This is a genomic window from Vreelandella sp. 162(4c), from assembly GCF_058152265.1.
In genome coordinates this window covers 4,359,446-4,378,338 of record NZ_CM176981.1, presented here as the reverse complement: position 1 = coordinate 4,378,338, position 18,893 = coordinate 4,359,446, and the positions used below count along the sequence as shown (strand labels likewise).

The window sequence follows — 18,893 nt, the reverse complement described above, 5'->3', positions numbered from 1 at the left end:
CCGTTGCCGTGGCCCGCCTACGAGTTACGGCAACGCTTGTCGATTTCCCGATAGGAGACATCCTTTGAAAGCGACCGCCATCAACAATAATTACCCTCACGTTAGTCACCGGGATGCGTCACTGGGCTATCGGCGGCGCGAGCATGCGCTCATGCTGCTCCTGATGTCGCCCGCCGTGCTGGTGGTTTTCGTGCTGCTCCTCATCCCCCTTGGCTGGTTGATCGGTCAATCGTTCTATGCCGACGGTTTTTCTCTGGAGCACTATCAGCGAATCTTCACGGAAGGTATTTACTGGAATACGTTCTGGGTCACGTTTCGCATCAGCTTTATCGTGACGCTGCTGGCGCTGCTGATGGGTTACCCCATTGCCTATGCCGCGTCGATATTGCCACGGCGCTGGTCGATGCTGGTATTGGCGCTGGTGATTCTGCCATTCTGGACCAGCGTTCTGGTGAGGGCCTATGCCTGGCTAATCCTGCTGCAACGCTCAGGCGTGGTGAATGAATCCCTGTTGGGCGTAGGCCTTATCGATGCACCGCTGGCGCTGGTGCATAACGAGCTGGGCACCATCATTGCCACGGTGCATATCCTGCTGCCGTTCATGGTGTTGCCGCTTTATGCCACCATGCAGAAAATTCCCAGCGATCTGATACAAGCCGGTGCCAGTCTCGGCGGCACTCCCCTGCATGTGTTCATGAGGGTGTTCTTCCCGCTCTCTCTCAGCGGGGTTTTGGCGGGCATGACCCTCGTGTTCGTGCTGTGCCTCGGCTTCTATATCACCCCCGAGCTGGTGGGTGGAGGGCGCACAGTCATGGCCTCGATGCTGGTCAGCCGCAACATCCAGCTCTATAGCGACTGGGGTGCCGCCAGTGCAGTCAGTGTCGTGCTGCTCATCTGCGTGCTGGCCATTTTCTACGTAGTGAGCCGACTCGTCCCTCTCGAGAAGATACTGGGTGCAAAATGAACAAACTATCCTTGAGCCGAATAAGCTTTATTGGCTATGTGGCGCTGGTGCTGATTTTTCTGATCCTGCCACTGCTGATTGTCGTCCCCATGTCGTTCTCGGACAGCCGTTTTCTGTCCTTTCCACCCAGCAGTTTCTCATTTCGCTGGTATGAAACCTTTTTCAATAATCCAGGGTGGATGTCTGCTGCGAAGACAAGTCTGATCGTGGCGTTTTCCACGGCATTGATCGCCACACCGATTGGCGTGGCAGCTGCCTATGCCATCAATAACTCGTCCCACTGGCTTATGCGTTATTTGAAGATCGTACTTCTACTGCCGTTGATCGTGCCAATCATCATCGTCGCCACTGGTGTGTTCTTCATCTACGCCTTGTCGGGGATGCTCTATACCATTCCCGGTTTGATCATGGCGGATGTGATGCTGGCGCTGCCCTATGTGATCACCGCCGTCACGGCAGGGCTGCACGGTTTCGACCAGACCCAGGAGATGGTGGCTAGAAGCCTTGGCATGAACCGCTTCCGCGCGTTCATGAGCGTCACCCTGCCGCAGATCATGCCTAGCGTAATGACCGGTGCGATCTTTGCGTTCATCCAGGCGCTGGACGAAACCATGGTGGCGCTCTTCATTTCGGGTGGACAGAACCAGCCGCTGACCGTGCGCATGTTCACTGCGCTGCGCGACGAAATCGACCCGACCATCGCCGCCATCAGCACCTTGCTGACAGCCGCTTCCTTCGCACTGGTGTTGCTGCTTGTGCTGGCACGCAGGCAGCCAACGGCATGAATATCGACTTCCTTCCCCTGGAGGAGCGCCACCTCGACCAGGCCGTCCAGCTCTCCAACGCCGTGGGGTGGCCCCATCGGCGATGCGATTGGAAGCGGTTGCTGACGCTGGGCAGTGGTGTCGCTGGTGTTCACAACGGTGAGCTCGTTGCCACCGGGATGCATTGGTCATTCGAGGCCAGGCTGGCAACACTGGGGCTGGTCATCGTATCACCGGACTACAAGCGCCAGGGGCTGGGCCGAAAGGTGATGGAGACGTTACTGGAGGCCATCACCGCCACACGCATTGAGCTGCACGCAACTCAGGCAGGGGCCGATCTGTACCGCTCACTGGGTTTCAAAGAGACCGCCTGGGTGCATCAGTGCCAAGGGTGGGTTGCCGACTCGATGGCGGGGCACGTGCTTTCCCCTTTGCCGCCCCACACTTTGCTGCGGGCCTTTCGTACGAGCGACTACGAGGCAGTAATTGCCCTGGATGAACAGGCTATCGGCAGCCCACGCCAAGCACTGCTTTCCAGCCTGCTGGCACAGGGTGAGGCGTTGGTGCTGGAACAGGATGATGGCCAATTAAGTGGCGCCGCAATTTGTCGCGACTTTGGCCGTGGATACGTCATCGGCCCAGTCATGGCGGATGGGCATGACGCCGCCAAGTGTCTGACCGAAGCCTGTCTGGTCCGACACTCTAACAGCTTCGTGAGGCTCGACACCCTGGATGCCGACCTAGCCGCCTGGCTTGACGGGATCGGTATTAGCGAGGTCGATCGCATTCCTCAGATGGTCGCGGGAAGCGATCTTCCAAGGAGCGGCCCTACCAAACGTTATGCACTGGCCAGCCAAGCCTTGGGATGATGGGAGAACCAGCATGAGTTTCGTTTATAACGCGGATCCCGAACGAGGGCGAGAGTGGGAGCGGCTGTTCGCCCTGCACGCACCGGACATGGCATTTCACCACTGGCCAGACTATGGAGATCCCCTTGATGTTCGCTATCTGGGTACCTGGGCCCCAATCGAGGATCTGGAACGCTTCAGCAATCTGGAGGTGATCTTCTCGCTCGGCGCGGGTGTCGACCAGTTTGACCTGGATACTCTGCCCAGCCATGTGCCACTCGTGCGCATGCAGGAGCCCGGAATCGTTGCCACCATGCAGGAGTACGTGGCGATGGCCGTGCTTGGGCTGCATCGGGATTTATTGAGTTACATCACCCAGCAGCGTGAGCGCGTTTGGAAAACATGGCGGGTGCGCCCGGCCGCGCAATGCTGTGTGGGGATATTGGGCCTTGGCCAGTTGGGTGCAGCGGTGGCGCAGCATCTAGTGGAGTTAGGCTTCAACTGTCGTGGCTGGAGCCGCACTGCTCGCGAACTCCCTGGCGTGAAGTGTTATGCGGGGGAGGCAGCGCTGGGGGACTTCCTCGCTGGCAGCGATATCCTTGTCTGCCTGTTGCCGCTGACCGACCACACCCGAGGCATTCTCGATGCCAGGCTTTTTGCTCAATTGCCGCGCGGTGCGTCACTGATCAACGTGGGGCGCGGTGCTCACCTAGTGGATCGCGACCTGCTCTCCGCCCTGGACAGCGGTCAGCTCTCTGCCGCCGTGCTGGATGTATTCGCGCCGGAACCACCACCCGCGGATCACCCCCTGTGGCACCATCCCCGGGTTCTTTTGACGCCTCATGTGGCCAGCATGACCCAACCGGAAAGTGCCGTGATGATGCTGCTGGACAATATTGCCCGGCATCAGGCAGGTCACGAAATGATTGGCGTCGTCGACCGCAAGCGCGGCTATTGAACGCGAGCTGATCCACCAGCCTGACTATTCCATAACAGCAAAGACAGGAATCGACATGAACCAATCGACTACCCTTCTACGCCAGCAGTGTTATATCAATGGGGCCTGGGTCTCGGCTAGCGACGGCCGTACCGTGGCGGTGCATAACCCGTCCAATGGTGAACTCATCGGCCATGTACCTAGCCTCTCCGCAGAGGAAGTTCGCACAGCCATTCAAGCTGCCGAGGAAGCGGGCGCCGGATGGGCGGCGCTGACCGCCAAGGCCCGTGCCATCATTTTGCGGCGCTGGTTTGACCTGTGCATGGAACAGCAAGAGGCCCTGGCACAGTTGCTGACCCTCGAACAGGGCAAGCCATTGGCCGAGGCGCGCGGCGAGATCGCTTATGGTTCGGCTTTCATTGAGTGGTTCGCCGAAGAGGCCAAGCGTGTCTATGGCGACATCATTCCCAGCACAGGCGAAGGCCGACGAACACTGGTGCTCAAGCAGCCGATTGGTGTGGTCGCCGCCATTTCCCCTTGGAACTTTCCCAACGCCATGATCACCCGCAAGGCAGGTGCCGCGTTGGCAGCGGGTTGCAGCATCGTGATCAAGCCAGCCAGCGCGACGCCCTTTTCCGCCCTGGCACTGGCTGAGCTGGCCGAGCAGGCGGGCGTCCCCAAGGGGGTACTGAATATCGTCACCGGGCAGGCATCGGTAGTCGGTAACGAGCTGACCGACAACCCAGCAGTGCGCAAGCTGACCTTCACCGGTTCCACCGAAGTCGGCAAACAGTTGATGCAGCGCTGCTCGAACACTGTCAAGAAGGTCTCCATGGAGCTGGGGGGAAATGCGCCCTTCATTATCTTTGACAACGCCAATCTGGACGAGGCAGTAGATGGTGTCATGGCATCCAAATTCCGCAATACCGGCCAGACGTGCGTTTGCGCCAACCGGATATTGGTGCAGAACGGTGTCTACGATGCGTTTGCCGACAAGCTTAAGGCCGCCGTAGAAGCACTTTCGGTGGGTGACGGTTTTGAGGAGGGAGTAACGCTCGGGCCGCTGATCGACGAGCGTGCCGTCGCCAAGGTGCAGGAGCATATCGACGATGCCCTGAAGGGAGGCGCCCGCTTGTTGACAGGCGGCATTGCTCACACACGCGGCGGCAACTTCCTAAACCCAGCAATTCTCACTGACGTTTCTCGAGATGCTCTGCTGATGCACGAGGAAACCTTTGGCCCAGTGGCCCCCCTGATCCGTTTCGATAGCGAGGAAGATGCCATCACCCTTGCCAACGATACCCCCTTCGGCCTGGCCAGTTACTTCTACACCGAGAATCTCGCCCGCTCCTGGCGAGTGGCGGAGGCTCTGGACTTCGGTATCGTCGGTCTCAATGAGGGCATCATCTCCAGCGAGGTAGCCCCCTTCGGCGGCGTCAAGGAGTCGGGAATCGGCCGCGAAGGCTCCAAGTACGGTATCGATGACTACGTGGAAATCAAATACCTGTGTGTGGGTGGCATTCGTTGACCGGCAAATAGTCCCTCTTTGGAGGGGCTATTTTGTAGCCATGAGCCATGAGCCAGGAGACCTGGCTGTACCTCCGGGTATAGCAGCACGCAGCCATCCCCCCATCTTCTGAGCACAGCTCACCAATCTCTGCCCCGCAGCCGATTAGCAATTATGTACAAGCATCCGGGTGCGGGGTTGGCATAAGCTAGGTGGTGTGACTAATCAGGAGGGGGCGGCATGAGTAACGCAAGCCGGTTTCAATTCATCAAGAGCCAGCACGTGCCAACGCTGACGGTACTTCACGCTGCTATTGAGGATTTCAGCTACGACCGCCATGCCCACGAGGAGTATGCATTCGGCGTTACGCTGGCGGGACGTCAGGATTTCTTCAGCGGCGGGCAGTTTCATCGTAGCCCACCGGGCAACGTAATTTTGTTCAACCCTGAGGAAGTTCACGACGGCCAACCGGGCGGAGATCGCTCACTGGATTACCTGATGGTATATGCGCATCCCGAGCAGGTTAATGCCCTGTTTGCTGATGCTCTAGGCCACGAGCGCACGGCGGACTTTCGCTCAAATAACACTCTTGTTCAGGACATTCGGCTACGCAATGCCATTTTGGAACTGGCGCGCTTAGTCACTTCTCACTCTGGTAGCTGTATCGATCAGGAGAATGCGCTTTATCAGGTAATCGAGCGTACTGTGCAACTCGGCGGGATTTCTCAGCCCAACCAGGTGCTCACCCGCCCCGATGCGCTGCTGGGCCTGGCGAAAGATTATATTCACGCCCACTTGGATACGGATATCTCCCTGGATGACATCAGCCAAGCGGCGCATATCTCCAAGTACCACTTCTTACGCCTGTTTCGTCAGCATTACGGCATTACGCCGCATCAGTATGTGATTAATTGCCGAATCAATGCGGCCCGTTCGGCGCTAGACCTAGGTGCTTCCCTAACGGAGGTCGCTTTGCGCTATGGGTTTGCCGATCTCAGCCATTTCAATCGCCGCTTTAAGCGAATTTATGGCATGACGCCCCATCAGTACCAGCGTGATATCGCACGCTAGGCTCTGCACGAAAACTGCCTGCGCTCGCCGACTTTTCGTACAGGCTCTTACACCTAAATACCAGCATAGAGGTTTAACCATGTTAGGAATTGTCGCCTATGCCCTAGGCGCTATGTATTCGCCTGGGCCTGTGAATCTGCTTGGCTTGAATATTGGCATCAATGGGCAAGCCAGGCAGTCGATTGGGTTTTGCCTTGGCGTGGGTACTGCGATGCTGGCGTACTTATTAGTATTAGGTTGGGCGGGTGCTGCATGGATCGATGATGAAGCACTCATCGTGGTGAGCGCCTTGGGCTGCGCCTATATTGTTTATCTCGCGAGCAAAATTGCCCGTTCAAGTGTTGATATAAGCGAGCCAGACAACGCCCCGCGGCTAGTCAGTTATCGTGATGGGCTGGTCATGCAGCTGCTTAATCCCAAAGCCATTGTGGCCACCCTGCCTATTACCACATTGCAGTTTCCTGCCGCTGACATTCATGGGCTTAGCTTGGTGTTTTGGGCATTCGGGCTGTCGCTGTTAGCCGCGGGCGCACCCGGTAGCTATATCGTGATTGGCAGCGCCGTAGGCAGCCGTATTAAAAGCCCTGCTATCGTTAAGGGCTTTAATTGGCTGATGGCAGCTTTGCTGGTGGCCGTGGCGCTTTCGATTGGTGTTGAGCATGTGTGGGTACCACTTACTGCCCGAAATTGATCCCCAGTCGCAGGGCTTGTAAGCCGTCGAATTCGACACTTACTTCATCAGAGAATAAGGGATGGCCCTGCACTATCAAATCTAGCGTCGCCTGAGAGCCGCGATAGGTGACGGTTACTTCAATATTCGCAGTCGTGTTAATGGGCGCCAGCACACCATACTCAATGTTATCCACGCTAACTGCGGTGAGGCCGCGGTCATCCAACTGCTGCTGAACTTCCCGTTCAACGACAACGCCGTAATAGAAGTAAATACCGGCATAGCCAAGCGCTAACAATATAATCAGTGAAAAGAGCTTTCCCATTATTTCTCTCAGTTTTATAGAATCTTAAAAGGTGACAGCGGCTTGTTGGGCTGAAACCGTTGGCGCACTCTGCGGTGCGAGCATTGCCGACAGCAACTTCTCCCCTTGGGCGCTGAATACGATAACGCGAGAATTTTTTTCTCGCTTCGCCCAGCCAAGCGCCTGAATTCGGGTAAGCAGCGCACTGCCAAGCGCGCCCGCTAGGTGATGCCTGCGCTCGCTCCAATCGAGACACTCCCTACAAAATGAGCGTTTTGAAGAAGCAAGCGCGTCTGTATCGATACCAAATTGATTAAACCACACCCTTCCCTGCTCAGTGAGCTGTAGCCCGCCCGGGTGGTGATAAAGGATGTTCGTTCGCAGCATCTGTTCATACACTGAAACACCCAACTCCCCGGCAAGGTGGTCGTAACAGATACGGGCCTTGCGCAGGGCGGGATCGCGTGGCCCTGTAACAAGACGGTTCCCCTCACTGCGGCAAGCGAGGCCCATCAGCGACTCCAGGAGACTGGCCACCTCCGGCCCCATCAGCCGGAAATAGCGGTGACGGCCCTGCTGCTCCACCGTGATCAGCCCTGCGTCTAGCAGCTTGCCAAGGTGAAAACTGATGGTCTGCTTGGTAACACCGGCCGTGTCCGCCAGTTCGGTCGCCGTCAGCGCACGACCAGACATCAGGGCGGAGAGAACCTCCGCCCGAGCGTTATCGCCGATAAGCGCTGCAACGCGCACAATGTTAGGGCCTTCACTCATGGTTCGATTCTAGTCGAACCACAAGGGGCCGACAACGCGGTATCGTCCTAGCTACCGTTCAAAGGAGATACCCCTATGAGCATTACCTGCTTTATCCGCTACGAGATCGATCCTTTCCAACGCGACGCTTTCAAGGCGTACGCCGAGAACTGGGGGCAAATCATACCCCGGTGCGGTGGCCACCTTATCGGTTATTTTCTTCCCTACGAGGGCACTAACAATGTTGCCTGGGGGCTAATCGCATTCGATAGCCTGGCTGCCTATGAGGCCTACCGTGCCCGGCTGAAGTCTGACGAAGGCGGGCACGCGAACTTCACCATGGCTCAAGAGAAGAAGTTTATTCTCAAGGAGGAGCGCAGCTTCGTTGAGGTGGTGGACGGCACACTGGGCGTTGAATCTGTCTATCCGTGGAGTGTTTTATGATCGCCGTGATATTTGAAGTGCTACCGCATTCGGAACGGAAACAGGACTACCTGGACGCTGCCAGCGGACTGAGCCAACACCTGGAAGGCGTCGACGGTTTTATCTCGATTGAGCGCTTCGAGAGCCTCACACATCCTGGAAAGATCCTGTCGCTCTCCTTCTGGCGGGACGAAGAAGCCGTGAAGCAGTGGCGCACGTTCGAACCTCACCGTTCCGTCCAGAAAGCGGGCCGGCAGGATATCTTTGCCGACTACCGGCTCCGCGTCGCTTCCGTCATCCGGGACTACGGAATGAATGACCGCCGCGAGGCACCGAAGGATTCGCTTGACGCACACCCATCATAAAGCGGGCGGGCTAGCCCACTGGGCAGCTGTTCTCGATAGGTAAATTGGTCACTAGCGAGGCGTCGAGTGCGCCTCCGTTTATAGCGCAAATCACAATGCAGGCTTCAGTGCCGTCAGCAGTGATCGCGAGTTCACCATCTACCTTCCAGGCGCCGCTTTTGCCGCAGGTTTGCCAGCCACCTGTGTTGGAAATGTAGTTAGCAAGCAGTAGCATAAACGGCCTGGAAAGGTCGCGAGCTAAAGCTGCCTCCCACTGTTGCTGTTTTTATAGCCCTTGCTGGGCTCTCGCAATGGCGGCAGCAATCGCTGACTTCGATCGCGGGCTATTTTTCCAGCTTGATGACGGTGGGGCCAACGCCCTTCACGCTCAACAGGGCGTCTCTTTCTGCATCTGAATAGGCCACTTGTTTCTAGCTCACTACTTAGGCTTTGTACGAAAACTGACTGCGCTCGGCCATGCGGCGTTAAAAAACGGCTCAAAATGCTCATTTACACCCCGTAAACTCCGCTTTTTCGCCGTTTTTTGCCTTGCCTGACCTTCGCTCGCCGACTTTTCGTACAAAGCCTAGTTAATCAGTTTCGTCATCTGCTGAGAGTTTTCTCTTAAAACCTGGGTGAGAATCCCCGCTCTTCGCAGGCATCCCGTGGTTTATGCACCACTAAGGCACGTTCAGAAAAGCTACGCCACGGGGTCTCTATGCCAAACACATCAAACGTCATCATACCCGAGCGGCAATTGATCAGAACGTCTACCACATAACCGCGATGAACCATGCCCACTGTCGTGGTATCAAGCTCTTGCCAGCGTATCGGCTGGCCGGTGAAGTCAGTGTAAGGAGATTCGTAACCGCCCTGGGTCTGATCGAAGGATCGAAAATCCATGATGAAGCCAATACATAGGAGCAGTACGCTTACGAAACCGATCAGGGCAAACCCCGCAACCATCGTCGCTTTCATCGGCTTGGCTGTCTTGCAGAGAGCGAGTGTTCAACTTCGATTCGGCAGGCTAGTGACACACTTTGTTGAACTCTCATCCAGCCCTCTTCTGTATGTAGTGATAGTCCCCCATAAGCTGCATCGCGACGGGCACGGATCATAAGATACTGAATGCCCGCGACCAGCACATTCGCCAGCGCCAATACATCTTGTGAATACTCTTCTGCATCGGGAAAGATGGCTTCAATCACCTTTAGCCCCCAGCGTTCGCGAGTGTTGGCCAGCGCCTGGGTTAAGGCATTGTCTTCCACCATTTCCCAAGCCAATATCACGATAGTTTGCGGCCTGGCGCGAAGTGTATTTAGCAATCCCAGGATCACGCGTTCCAAGCGCGCTTGAATGGGTAGCGAGCTTATAGCGGCAGGATCATCATCCAGCACCTCAGCAATCCCCGGCCAAAAATCTCCGCTCTCGCCGTAAGCTTTAAGTAGATTTGGCAGCCCATCGAAGTATCGATAGATGAGCACTTTGTCCACGCCTGCCGCACGTGCCACGGCGTTGACCCCCAGCCTTTTAAATCCCTGTTTAGCAACAATGTCACCTACCGCGCGAATTAACCGCTGTTCGGACTGTTTACGGTCACCCATTCCGAATTACTCCAGACTATTTGCGCCAATAACTCGCTAGATACCCAGATACTATCTTCCGGGCTATTTAACAGGACTATCCCTTAGGGTTAACCAACGGACAGGCTGTCATCATGAGTCGCCAACATATCATGTTGTCACCGACTGGTGACTTTTTATATCACCAAACGGTGACAAGCAAGCCGTTTGCGAAAAAAGGTTATTCATTCACCCGACTAGCGCTCGGAAAAGCACATCAAGTAGTGATGGGTAAGAGCTTCAGGGGGATAAGGTACTTCGCGCAGAAATTATCACTCGCTAGGAAGAAAGTTCTTAACGAGCATCCAGCAATCGCAACAACGTTTCACTCTTTCTTAGCCAATAGCAGCCCTACTCCTGCGCTGGCCAATAAGCCTGCGCAGGCGCGGTTGAATAAACGACGCATGGCGGGACGTGAAAACCAGTGGCTTAAAAAGCTGCCTGCATAGGAGTAACCGGCAATCGCTACCCATTCCAGCAGCAAAAACAGCGCACCTAGCACTATAAACTGCTGCCCTACATTGCCGCTGGGCTCCACAAACTGCGGTAGGAATGCGGTAAAAATCAGGATGGCTTTTGGGTTACCGGCGGCAAGCAGAAACTCTTGTCGCGCCAGCTCAAACAGGCTCTTGGGCTGGGTGTCTCCGTCAACACTTTCAGTGCTGTCGGCACCCCATAATTGATACGCCAGCCATAACAGATAGAGGCCACCCACTACCTTGATGACTAGGAAAATCTTTTCAGAGGTGTAAAGCAGCGTAGCCAAGCCGGTTGCAGCAAGCGTAATCATGCCAACAAAGGCTGCCAGCCGCCCAATACCTGCAAGACAAGCTGCCCTAACGCCATAGCGCTTAGCATTGGTCAGTGACAGCAAATTGTTAGGCCCCGGCGCCATATTGAGGGCGAAGCAGGCAGGGATAAACAACAGCAGAGTGGTTAGGTTCATAAAAATCGCCTCTATGGGCTAGTAATGGAGCCAAGAGTGTAGATTTAGATTCTATGCCTAACTAGCAAGGTTTGGTCAAATGTAAACTTGGTCACATACGACGTTTGAGCACAGCATAAACCTTACCTTTATCGCGTTTTCCGATAGCGATGACATAAACGAACAGCTCTTCGTCAACGATTTCATAGACTAAGCGATAGCCAGCGCTGCGCAGCTTAATTTTGTAACACGCATCAAAGCCGCTCAATTTATCAGCGGCAACTTTTGGGTTATTGAGCCTTTCTGCACGCTTCTTTTTAAACTGAGTTTTTACTGGCGCACCAAGCTTTTCCCACTCTTAATAGCTCTTTAAACCGAGTGATTGGAAACAACAAGTCGTGTTGCGTGGGCCACATGGCCTGCTTCAGATATTAGCGCGCTGGCAATACATGGCGCCTAGCATGACGGCATGGTTTAGCTGATGGCATCGTCATGAGCTTCAAAAGTATGGCCTCTAACAGGGTAAGGTCGCTTTATGATTGGCTACTGTGCCCACTCAAATAGTGGGCCGTTTTTTGGTCTGCTCACTCAAGCACCAGAATCTTATAGGTTTTATTGAAGATACGCAGGGGCATCATGAATTGCTGCGTGGGTATTTCAATGCGAGATCGGTTCACCGATTCTAAACATTCGGAATTTCCTTTCTGCTTCGTTACATAGAGTAGAGGCATCACGCCGATTCTCGGAGAACCAATTGCCCTGGCATAAGATTTGAGCACTTGGCATTGCTCGTTTCGTACAGAGACTCGCCAATGCGCTCCATCAGTTGCTGCATAGCACGCTGAGCAATGCTCGTCACATCTTGGGAGACTGTCGTCAATGGGGGACAACCGTAGCGTGCGAAGGGGTGATCATCGTGACCAGCGACACGCAGCGTTGCTCCGGGCCGGCGCCCTACGGTTATACCCGCTTCCCACGCAGCCAGCTGTACGCCGAGGGCAATACGGTCGTTAGCGCAAAGAACTGTTGTCGAGGAGCGACCTTTACTCAGAAAGGGAATTGCGACCTCATGGCCGTGGCGCTCGAAATCCCAGGTCAAGATATTTGGTATCGGCAAGATGCGCGGCTGTTCTCTTGCCTTGGCCATGGCGTTTTCATAGGCGGCGAGACGGGAAGCGGCATTGCGGTTAATCTCCGGCATCCTTAGAAACCAAGGTGGCTCTCCCGAACGACAAAGATAGTCTACGATCAGCCCTATACTCTGGGCATTGTCTGTACCGACAAAGGGTGCATCAGTATCGGGCGCGCTATCGACATAGACGATTGCACTGCGCCGCTCCAGTGATGTGAGCCTGGAACTTGGCCCTTCGGCGCCTATCGGCACAACGATGGCCCCGGCAATGTTCATGGATTCCAGTCGCGCGATAGCATCGGCTTCACGAGCAGCCTGACCGTTGGAGGAGAGCATGAAGACGACGTAACCTGCTCGAGAGGCGATATCCTCCACTTGGCGTACCAGTTCCATATAAAAAGGGTCGGTAGCAGTAGGGATAATGACTCCCAGCACCCGGGTACGGCTGCGCTTGAGATTGGTTGCAAACAGATTGGGCGTGAAACCAGAGGCTTCGATAGCCGCTTCAATACGATCCCGCGTGGACTTACGTACGCTATCAGGTGCATTGAAATACTTCGATACCGTAGGGCGAGACAAACCGACAAATATCGAAAATTCTTCCATGGTACGAATATTCCCGGCAATGCAGGTATCCTGCGTCACTTGCCTTTCCTGTCGACTGTGTCGATCATCCACGTTCTGTCATCCTTTGCATGCTGAGATGTAGTCTTGCATGACGTCTTTGATAGCCGCAAATATCAGTTCGTTGGCGCGCGGTGCCACTTCCGTGCTACGAACCTTCTTGAGCAGTCCTCCAAGGTATTGGCTGATCAATGGTTCTGGAATATCGACTTCATTAAGAAGTTCGAGCAAGGCATGCACGGATGCCTTGGCATCCTCCTTAGGCCAATAATAGCGAATGCGATCGCTATAGGAGAAATGGCGCAATCTCGCTTGTTCATCGTTAGAACCTTCGTAGTATTTTTGCCAATTATCGGGGTCTGCTTGCATTACCGCTTCCATAGTGTCGCGCAGACTCTGGCGCGATGAATCGGGGTAAAGTTCGCTGGCGATCATGTCGAGGCCATACAGCGCCTCGCGCAGGGCGAAGGTCAAGCCAGGGCCAACCTTCAGAATAGCGAAGCCATCCGCCACCAGGTTACTGAGTGCCGAAGGTGGTTGGTAATCTGTGGAGTGGGCCTCAAATACGATTCCAGGCAACTCACTGAGGGTCCTGCTCAGTTCACTGGCCTTAACCGGATCATAGATAACCACATTGTGGTTGCCGAATTCGACGCCCGGCTGTACCACGGCTGCGATGACCCTGCTGAAGGCTTCCGTCAGGCCTGCCTGCTGGAAGGCATATTGATGTATCTTAACAGTTTCACGGATGGCATAGGAGCTGGTGACTTCCAAACCTTCGATGGCATCCAGGGCACCGCCCGGGACGGGGACCTCGGTACCAATGACATAAACCGGAGCCTGGCTCTGCCCTATGGCTGCCTGCTCTGCCGCTCCGGCCAGGCGTGCCGCACGTTCGGCAGTCTTGGCATCATTTAAGGCAATAGGCTCTCCAGCACAACCCATAGAGCAGTCTAGGTGAAGCTTAGTGAAACCAGCAGCGGCGTAGGCTCGAATCATCGTTTCGGCTTTGTCCATCGCGACTTCAGCGTCGAGCGTTTTCCAGGGATTTGGCCCCAAATGGTCACCACCGAGGATAAGTCTATTGAGGGGGAAGCTCGCTTTACTAGCAATGTTTTCCACCATGGTACGGAAATCGTTAGGTGTCATGCCAGTATAGCCGCCGTCCTGGTTCACCTGATTACATGTGGCCTCTATCAGTAGCGGCAAATCAGTTGGCAGTATGGCTTTCATGGCTGCTTCAAGCACCAAGGGGTGGGCTGAGCATACCGAAGGAATCCCGGCAGGACCCGCTTGCTTTTGCCAGTCAGCGATATAACGAATCGAAGGGACATTCATGCCTTGCTCTCCTGTGAATGTAGCAATGTATCGAGCTGTTTTTTTGTAGCTGCACCCTCCATCGGGCCAAGGCGAGTTACGGCATAGGCGCCGGCGGCATTAGCGTAGCGCAGGGCAATATTGGGAGACGCACCATTGAGCCACAAAGCAACGAACGTGCCACCGAAGCAGTCGCCAGCACCGGTTGGGTCAACCTCTTCTACCTGCAGTGATGCCACATCCGTGCGCTTGCCTTTTGTGTAGTAGCTGGCCCCTTGGTTGCCTCGCTTGATCACAATTTCACCGACCCCTTGATTGAGTAGATCATCCACGGCACCTTGCTCAGTCTTGGCCTGTGAAAACATAAAAATTTCCTCTCCAGAGGGAAGAAAAAGGTCGGTCTGGGTCATCATATAGGACAGTTCGTCACGCAGGCCGGGCGTTTCGAGCATCTCCGCACGAAGATTGGGATCGAAACTCAAGGTGCCTCCTCGTTCCTTAATACGCCGTACTGCTGATCTTGCCATGCTGGCTATTTCGGGAATGGCGAGCGCGGTGCCCATAATGTGCAGATGATCACAACTGTTGATCAGCGCTTCGCCAGCAGCCGTGGTGGAGATACGAGCAGCGGCGCTTTGCGGCAGGGTATAGACAAAGCGCCGAGTGCCGTCGGGGCGATAGCGTACAAAGGCACATCCGGTGACTTCGCCGACAGCGACCTCAATGCCAGTAATATCGACGCCGTCCGTGCGAAGGCGGTCGATATTCAGATGACCGAAGTCGTCGTCACCAACACGCCCAAGGATGGCACAGGGCTGCCCCATCCGCCCGACCTGATCGATAAAAATGGCCGGTGCGCCAGAAGGATAAGGACCCGTCAACGACTGCGCTTCATAAAACCCTTCGCCCGTGGTAGTTGCCACGAACTCCACCAGAATCTCGCCGATGGCGAGGATCTTCTTAGTCATAACTTATCCCTTCTGACGCTTGGTACGGACGTCAAGCCAGACGGCCACTATGATCACTAGTCCCTTGACGATGAGCTGGTAGAAATAAGGTACCGAGAGCATGTTCATGCCATTGTTGAGTGCGCCCATAATTAAAGCACCTAACAAGGTGCCGACCATGGTGCCGACGCCACCAGCCAGACTCGTGCCCCCCAGCACGACGGCGGCGATGGCGTCCAGTTCGTAGCTTATGCCGGCATTGGTCTGAGCGGAGTACAGGCGGGAGGACATCATGATGCCCGCCACAGCGGCCATAAACCCCGAGATTGTAAAGATAGTGATCTTGAGCCGGTCGACCTTGATACCTGAGTAAATGGCCGCTTCCCGGTTGCCACCGGTGAGGTAGGTTCGCCGACCGAAAGTCGTATGGGCCAATAATAAGTGGTTGACGAGAAATAGCACCAGCACGATCCAGATGATGATCGGTACACCAACGAAACTGCCGGTGCCAATGGCCGTCCAGGTTGGATCAGTCAGCATAGCTGGAGCACCGTTGGTTGGCAGGCTCACTAAGCCACGGTAAATACTCATGGTCGCAACGGTCGCGATGAATGCGGGCAACAGTAGTTTCGCCGTCAGCACACCATTGATCAGGCCCATCATTGCACCGGCCAGCAGTGTGATGGTCACGGCAGGTATGAAGCCCCAGTCGAGCGCAATAATCTGGGCACCTACCATGCCAGCGACTGCTAACATGGAGCCCACCGATAGGTCGATATCGCCCAATAGAATGACCCAAGTCATACCGAATGCGAGAACCGCAATGACGGCGACCTGCTGGAGAATGTTCATGAGGTTGGCAAGCGACAGAAAACGCTCATTGGCTAGCGAAAAAAATATGCACATCGCAACGAGCGATAGGAATATGCCGCCGTATTGCCGCATTTTAGACTTCATGCGCTCATGGTTGGCCAGAGATAACTTGATTAGTTGAATCATTGGTATTGTCCTGTGGCGTGGGCCATGACTCGTTCGGGAGAAGCTTCGGAAGCAGGTATGATGGCGGCCATGCGCCCTTCGGATATGATCGCGACACGATCAGCCATGCCCAGTACTTCCGGCAATTCCGAAGACACCATCACGATGGCCGTCCCCTCAGCAGTGAGCTGGCGAATCAGACGATAGATTTCGAACTTGGCACCGACATCCACCCCGCGCGTCGGTTCATCAAGGATCAACACCCGAGGACGCGTCACCAGCCATTTGGCCAAAACGACCTTTTGCTGGTTACCACCAGAGAGAGTACCGACCACCGTATCGATAGAGTGGGTGCGTATGCCCAAGCGCTGGACTTCTTGTGTGGCCAAACGCTGTTCCACACCGGCCTGTAGCACGCCACCTGTAGAGATGTTTGATAGAGCCGCCATAGTGATGTTGGCGCGCACTGTCTGATTGAGTACGAGCCCTTCTTCCTTGCGATTTTCGGTGACAAACCCTATGCCACGTGCGATTGCCTCGGCGGCGCCACTCAACTGAATGCTCTCTCCGGCAAGGAAAAGCTGCCCGGCTGCTCTACGAATACCGAACAGGACGTTCATGAGCTCGGAGCGTCCAGAGCCGATCAGCCCGAAGAAACCAAGGATTTCACCAGCCCTAACGTCAAAGGATATATCGGAGAATTCACCGGGACGCGTTAGCCCTTTAGCAGAAAGCATTGCCGGACCTTCAGCTTCTGGGTCGGCCAAGCGGGGGGGAAACATATCCTTCATGCGGCGGCCGACCATCAGCGAAATCAGTTCGGAGATTGTTGTCTTATCCTTTTCCAGGGTCGCGACGTACTCACCGTCTCGTATGACGGTGATGTCATCTGAGAGGCGCATGATTTCTTCCATGCGGTGGGATATATAAATCACCGCCTTGTTGCGTTTGGTGAGGTGGCCAATTATACGGAACAGAATTTCTGCTTCGGAGTCGCTCAAGGACGAAGTCGGCTCATCCAAGATCACCACGTCTGCGTCGTGGCTTAGACCTTTTGCGATTTCCACAAGTTGGCGTTGAGCCATGGAGAGATCGCCCACACGGGCGTGGACATTGATAGGCAGGCCCAAGTCGTCGACCAAAGCTTTAGCCCTGGCTATCAGCTTGGAATCCGATATCCAGCCCAATCTAGAAGGCTCTCGGGTGGCAAGGATGTTCTCCGCTACACTCAGGTTATTGCACAGGCTTAGCTCCTGAAAGACGATGGCGAGCCCGCTGCGCGCTGCTTCCTGTGGCGAGGCCGGTGCATAAGGTTCGCCACGCAACCGGATATCACCAGCGCTCGGAGCGTGAACACCAGCGAGAACCTTCATTAGTGTAGATTTCCCCGCACCATTCTCGCCCAGCAAAGTGTGAACCCGCCCGCGCTTGACGTTGAGATCCATACGTTTCAACGCGGTAACGGGGCCGAAATGCTTGGCGACGTTGCTCAAGCTGAGTACCGGAGGTTGTTGGGATTCAGTCATGGCACACCTTCGAGATCGGTAGGAAAAGCGGCGGCTAGCGCTACCAGTGTCGCGGCACAAGCCGATATCACTTGGCGGTGTATACACCAGGCACGATGGGCTGCTCTGCTGGCACCTCTTGACCGTCGATAACCTTGATCGCTGTCTGTACCGCAAGACGGCCGATTTCCTCTGGGTACTGTTGAATTACCCCGACCATTACTGGATTGCTGTCGACCGCATCGCGCGCCTCTTGCATGCCATCGAAACCGATCACCTTGACTTGTTCTTGCAGCCCTGCAGCTTGCACAGCAACGCTGGCGGCCAAGGCGGCATCATCGCCAAAGCCGAAGATTCCATTGATTTCAGGATTGGCTTGAAGCATGTTTTGGGTAGCGGCGAGTGCCTCAGCACGTGTGATACCAGTCTGCTGCGCGACGATCTCAATGTTGGGATAAGCTTCCAATCCGTCCTTAAAGCCGTCGATGCGAGCGACAACGGACTGTACTGTGGGGTAGTCGATAATCGCTACCTGCCCGCTTCCACCGAGTTCCTCACCCATTAATTCGGCAGCTCGCTGACCACCGGCAAAGTTGTCGGTGCCAATATAGGAAGTGACGTCTACGCCACTAGCGGGAATATCCACCGTGACAACATCAATTCCGGCCTCTTGAGCCTTCATGATCGCCGGAAGGACACCTTGGCTGTCCACTGGAGAGATGATCAGGACTTCAATATCCTTGACTATGAAGTCCTCGACATCAGCGAGTTGCTTGCTCAAATCCTGGTTAGCGATGGAGACTTCTAGGAGCACATCATTATCTGTTGCTTCTTCCTGCATTGCCTCCGCCAACTGAATATAGAACGGATGCTGTTGTGTCAGCAGTGATGCACCGATTCCCCCGGCCCAACTGCTTGAAGTCATTAGCGCCAAAGCAGTGACGCCGACGGTTGAAAGTGTATTACGGATAATGTTCATGGAGGTTTCTCCTGGGTATGACTGTCGAGACACAAGGGAGACGAGGCATAGTTTGGTAAATAAAGCACTGAAAATGCTTCTCGTGAATAGAAAAATATATACACGTGTAAATAATAGCTATGCGACTTTGGTCTCGCGGACTTTGTTTGAATTGTTCGGAGAACTACTTAGGATGTTGGGACGCACCCAAAAATGAGCTTATCTGTAAGTTGCCATGCCAGGGCCTGCCCCAATCACTGTTTAGTAATGCCGGGCAATCTCGGGCATGAACCATATTCTGGG

General features: G+C 55.0%; 21 protein-coding genes and 1 pseudogene. 9 read left to right on the top strand and 13 right to left on the bottom strand.

Features of this window, described 5'->3' with window-relative positions:
* The first annotated feature begins 64 nt into the window (after window positions 1-64).
* From AC4EYZ_RS20185 to AC4EYZ_RS20155, 7 genes are all read left to right on the top strand, one after another.
* A complete protein-coding gene (locus AC4EYZ_RS20185) occupies window positions 65-964 on the top strand; it encodes an ABC transporter permease (protein WP_052475587.1) in 900 nt (299 codons plus the stop codon).
* Window positions 961-1,749, top strand: coding sequence for an ABC transporter permease (locus AC4EYZ_RS20180; RefSeq protein WP_041158217.1), 789 nt, complete (start codon window positions 961-963; stop codon window positions 1,747-1,749). Before AC4EYZ_RS20185 ends, AC4EYZ_RS20180 begins: the two co-directional genes overlap by 4 nt.
* Entirely contained in the window at window positions 1,746-2,597 is an 852-nt protein-coding gene (locus AC4EYZ_RS20175) for a GNAT family N-acetyltransferase (RefSeq protein WP_474191146.1), read from the top strand. Before AC4EYZ_RS20180 ends, AC4EYZ_RS20175 begins: the two co-directional genes overlap by 4 nt.
* A gap of 13 nt (window positions 2,598-2,610) precedes the next feature.
* The gene (locus tag AC4EYZ_RS20170; RefSeq protein ID WP_161463023.1) at window positions 2,611-3,534 is read left to right on the top strand and encodes a 2-hydroxyacid dehydrogenase; all 924 of its coding nucleotides are present in this window, start codon (window positions 2,611-2,613) and stop codon (window positions 3,532-3,534) included.
* 55 nt (window positions 3,535-3,589) lie between these two features.
* Entirely contained in the window at window positions 3,590-5,041 is a 1,452-nt protein-coding gene (locus tag AC4EYZ_RS20165) for an NAD-dependent succinate-semialdehyde dehydrogenase (protein ID WP_474191147.1), read from the top strand.
* A 219-nt stretch (window positions 5,042-5,260) separates the two neighbouring features.
* The gene (locus AC4EYZ_RS20160) at window positions 5,261-6,091 is read left to right on the top strand and encodes a helix-turn-helix transcriptional regulator (RefSeq protein ID WP_022522615.1); all 831 of its coding nucleotides are present in this window, start codon (window positions 5,261-5,263) and stop codon (window positions 6,089-6,091) included.
* A gap of 79 nt (window positions 6,092-6,170) precedes the next feature.
* Window positions 6,171-6,782, top strand: a complete 612-nt coding sequence (locus AC4EYZ_RS20155; RefSeq protein WP_041158221.1) for a LysE family translocator — start codon at window positions 6,171-6,173, stop codon at window positions 6,780-6,782.
* Here AC4EYZ_RS20155 and AC4EYZ_RS20150 read toward each other — a convergent pair.
* On the bottom strand, window positions 6,766-7,086 hold the full coding sequence (locus tag AC4EYZ_RS20150) for a hypothetical protein (protein ID WP_041158222.1): 321 nt from the start codon (window positions 7,084-7,086) through the stop codon (window positions 6,766-6,768). The two genes, AC4EYZ_RS20155 and AC4EYZ_RS20150, sit on opposite strands and share 17 nt — an antisense overlap.
* 24 nt (window positions 7,087-7,110) lie before the next feature.
* A complete protein-coding gene (locus tag AC4EYZ_RS20145) occupies window positions 7,111-7,836 on the bottom strand; it encodes an ArsR/SmtB family transcription factor (protein WP_041158223.1) in 726 nt (241 codons plus the stop codon).
* 75 nt (window positions 7,837-7,911) lie between these two features.
* On the opposite strand from AC4EYZ_RS20145, the gene AC4EYZ_RS20140 reads away from it, so the two are divergent.
* Together AC4EYZ_RS20140 and AC4EYZ_RS20135 are read left to right on the top strand one after the other, a co-directional pair.
* Window positions 7,912-8,259 carry an NIPSNAP family protein gene (locus tag AC4EYZ_RS20140; RefSeq protein ID WP_041158224.1) on the top strand — a complete coding sequence of 116 codons (348 nt, stop codon included), beginning with the start codon at window positions 7,912-7,914 and terminating at the stop codon, window positions 8,257-8,259.
* Window positions 8,256-8,603, top strand: coding sequence for an antibiotic biosynthesis monooxygenase family protein (locus AC4EYZ_RS20135; protein ID WP_022522610.1), 348 nt, complete (start codon window positions 8,256-8,258; stop codon window positions 8,601-8,603). Before AC4EYZ_RS20140 ends, AC4EYZ_RS20135 begins: the two co-directional genes overlap by 4 nt.
* A 10-nt stretch (window positions 8,604-8,613) precedes the next feature.
* On the opposite strand, the gene AC4EYZ_RS20130 is transcribed toward AC4EYZ_RS20135, so the two are convergent.
* The 11 genes and pseudogenes from AC4EYZ_RS20130 to AC4EYZ_RS20080 all read right to left on the bottom strand — a co-directional run bounded on the left by AC4EYZ_RS20130 (window position 8,614) and on the right by AC4EYZ_RS20080 (window position 18,611).
* Window positions 8,614-8,817, bottom strand: coding sequence for a hypothetical protein (locus AC4EYZ_RS20130; protein ID WP_202606193.1), 204 nt, complete (start codon window positions 8,815-8,817; stop codon window positions 8,614-8,616).
* Between the two features lie 389 nt (window positions 8,818-9,206).
* Window positions 9,207-9,560, bottom strand: a complete 354-nt coding sequence (locus AC4EYZ_RS20125; RefSeq protein ID WP_474191148.1) for a hypothetical protein — start codon at window positions 9,558-9,560, stop codon at window positions 9,207-9,209.
* Window positions 9,557-10,186: a TetR/AcrR family transcriptional regulator gene (locus tag AC4EYZ_RS20120; RefSeq protein WP_474191149.1), complete on the bottom strand. Its 630-nt coding sequence runs from the start codon at window positions 10,184-10,186 to the stop codon at window positions 9,557-9,559. Before AC4EYZ_RS20120 ends, AC4EYZ_RS20125 begins: the two co-directional genes overlap by 4 nt.
* A 343-nt stretch (window positions 10,187-10,529) precedes the next feature.
* Window positions 10,530-11,150 carry a LysE family translocator gene (locus AC4EYZ_RS20115; RefSeq protein WP_474191150.1) on the bottom strand — a complete coding sequence of 207 codons (621 nt, stop codon included), beginning with the start codon at window positions 11,148-11,150 and terminating at the stop codon, window positions 10,530-10,532.
* 91 nt (window positions 11,151-11,241) lie between these two features.
* Window positions 11,242-11,472, bottom strand: a pseudogene (locus tag AC4EYZ_RS20110) (type II toxin-antitoxin system RelE family toxin); the annotation flags it as partial.
* A 387-nt stretch (window positions 11,473-11,859) separates the two neighbouring features.
* Window positions 11,860-12,906: a LacI family DNA-binding transcriptional regulator gene (locus tag AC4EYZ_RS20105; RefSeq protein ID WP_427769120.1), complete on the bottom strand. Its 1,047-nt coding sequence runs from the start codon at window positions 12,904-12,906 to the stop codon at window positions 11,860-11,862.
* Window positions 12,907-12,945: 39 nt separating this feature from the next.
* Window positions 12,946-14,223: a D-tagatose-bisphosphate aldolase, class II, non-catalytic subunit gene (locus AC4EYZ_RS20100; protein WP_161463031.1), complete on the bottom strand. Its 1,278-nt coding sequence runs from the start codon at window positions 14,221-14,223 to the stop codon at window positions 12,946-12,948.
* On the bottom strand, window positions 14,220-15,170 hold the full coding sequence (locus AC4EYZ_RS20095; RefSeq protein ID WP_161463032.1) for a tagatose kinase: 951 nt from the start codon (window positions 15,168-15,170) through the stop codon (window positions 14,220-14,222). Before AC4EYZ_RS20095 ends, AC4EYZ_RS20100 begins: the two co-directional genes overlap by 4 nt.
* Window positions 15,171-15,173: 3 nt before the next feature.
* Window positions 15,174-16,148 (bottom strand): ABC transporter permease, encoded by a 975-nt coding sequence (locus AC4EYZ_RS20090; RefSeq protein WP_161463033.1) that lies wholly within the window; start codon window positions 16,146-16,148, stop codon window positions 15,174-15,176.
* Entirely contained in the window at window positions 16,145-17,740 is a 1,596-nt protein-coding gene (locus AC4EYZ_RS20085; RefSeq protein WP_490203979.1) for a sugar ABC transporter ATP-binding protein, read from the bottom strand. Before AC4EYZ_RS20085 ends, AC4EYZ_RS20090 begins: the two co-directional genes overlap by 4 nt.
* Window positions 17,721-18,611, bottom strand: coding sequence for a substrate-binding domain-containing protein (locus AC4EYZ_RS20080; protein ID WP_202606196.1), 891 nt, complete (start codon window positions 18,609-18,611; stop codon window positions 17,721-17,723). Before AC4EYZ_RS20080 ends, AC4EYZ_RS20085 begins: the two co-directional genes overlap by 20 nt.
* Window positions 18,612-18,893 lie beyond the last annotated feature (282 nt).

Coding starts and splice junctions, on each gene's coding strand:
- AC4EYZ_RS20095 (WP_161463032.1), bottom strand. CDS start 15,170: ATGACTAAGAAGATCCTCGCCATCGGCGAGATTCTGGTGGAGTTCGTG.
- AC4EYZ_RS20090 (WP_161463033.1), bottom strand. CDS start 16,148: ATGATTCAACTAATCAAGTTATCTCTGGCCAACCATGAGCGCATGAAG.
- AC4EYZ_RS20155 (WP_041158221.1), top strand. CDS start 6,171: ATGTTAGGAATTGTCGCCTATGCCCTAGGCGCTATGTATTCGCCTGGG.
- AC4EYZ_RS20080 (WP_202606196.1), bottom strand. CDS start 18,611: ATGAACATTATCCGTAATACACTTTCAACCGTCGGCGTCACTGCTTTG.
- AC4EYZ_RS20135 (WP_022522610.1), top strand. CDS start 8,256: ATGATCGCCGTGATATTTGAAGTGCTACCGCATTCGGAACGGAAACAG.
- AC4EYZ_RS20175 (WP_474191146.1), top strand. CDS start 1,746: ATGAATATCGACTTCCTTCCCCTGGAGGAGCGCCACCTCGACCAGGCC.
- AC4EYZ_RS20100 (WP_161463031.1), bottom strand. CDS start 14,223: ATGAATGTCCCTTCGATTCGTTATATCGCTGACTGGCAAAAGCAAGCG.
- AC4EYZ_RS20130 (WP_202606193.1), bottom strand. CDS start 8,817: ATGCTACTGCTTGCTAACTACATTTCCAACACAGGTGGCTGGCAAACC.
- AC4EYZ_RS20150 (WP_041158222.1), bottom strand. CDS start 7,086: ATGGGAAAGCTCTTTTCACTGATTATATTGTTAGCGCTTGGCTATGCC.
- AC4EYZ_RS20160 (WP_022522615.1), top strand. CDS start 5,261: ATGAGTAACGCAAGCCGGTTTCAATTCATCAAGAGCCAGCACGTGCCA.
- AC4EYZ_RS20145 (WP_041158223.1), bottom strand. CDS start 7,836: ATGAGTGAAGGCCCTAACATTGTGCGCGTTGCAGCGCTTATCGGCGAT.
- AC4EYZ_RS20115 (WP_474191150.1), bottom strand. CDS start 11,150: ATGAACCTAACCACTCTGCTGTTGTTTATCCCTGCCTGCTTCGCCCTC.
- AC4EYZ_RS20170 (WP_161463023.1), top strand. CDS start 2,611: ATGAGTTTCGTTTATAACGCGGATCCCGAACGAGGGCGAGAGTGGGAG.
- AC4EYZ_RS20140 (WP_041158224.1), top strand. CDS start 7,912: ATGAGCATTACCTGCTTTATCCGCTACGAGATCGATCCTTTCCAACGC.
- AC4EYZ_RS20180 (WP_041158217.1), top strand. CDS start 961: ATGAACAAACTATCCTTGAGCCGAATAAGCTTTATTGGCTATGTGGCG.
- AC4EYZ_RS20125 (WP_474191148.1), bottom strand. CDS start 9,560: ATGAAAGCGACGATGGTTGCGGGGTTTGCCCTGATCGGTTTCGTAAGC.
- AC4EYZ_RS20165 (WP_474191147.1), top strand. CDS start 3,590: ATGAACCAATCGACTACCCTTCTACGCCAGCAGTGTTATATCAATGGG.
- AC4EYZ_RS20120 (WP_474191149.1), bottom strand. CDS start 10,186: ATGGGTGACCGTAAACAGTCCGAACAGCGGTTAATTCGCGCGGTAGGT.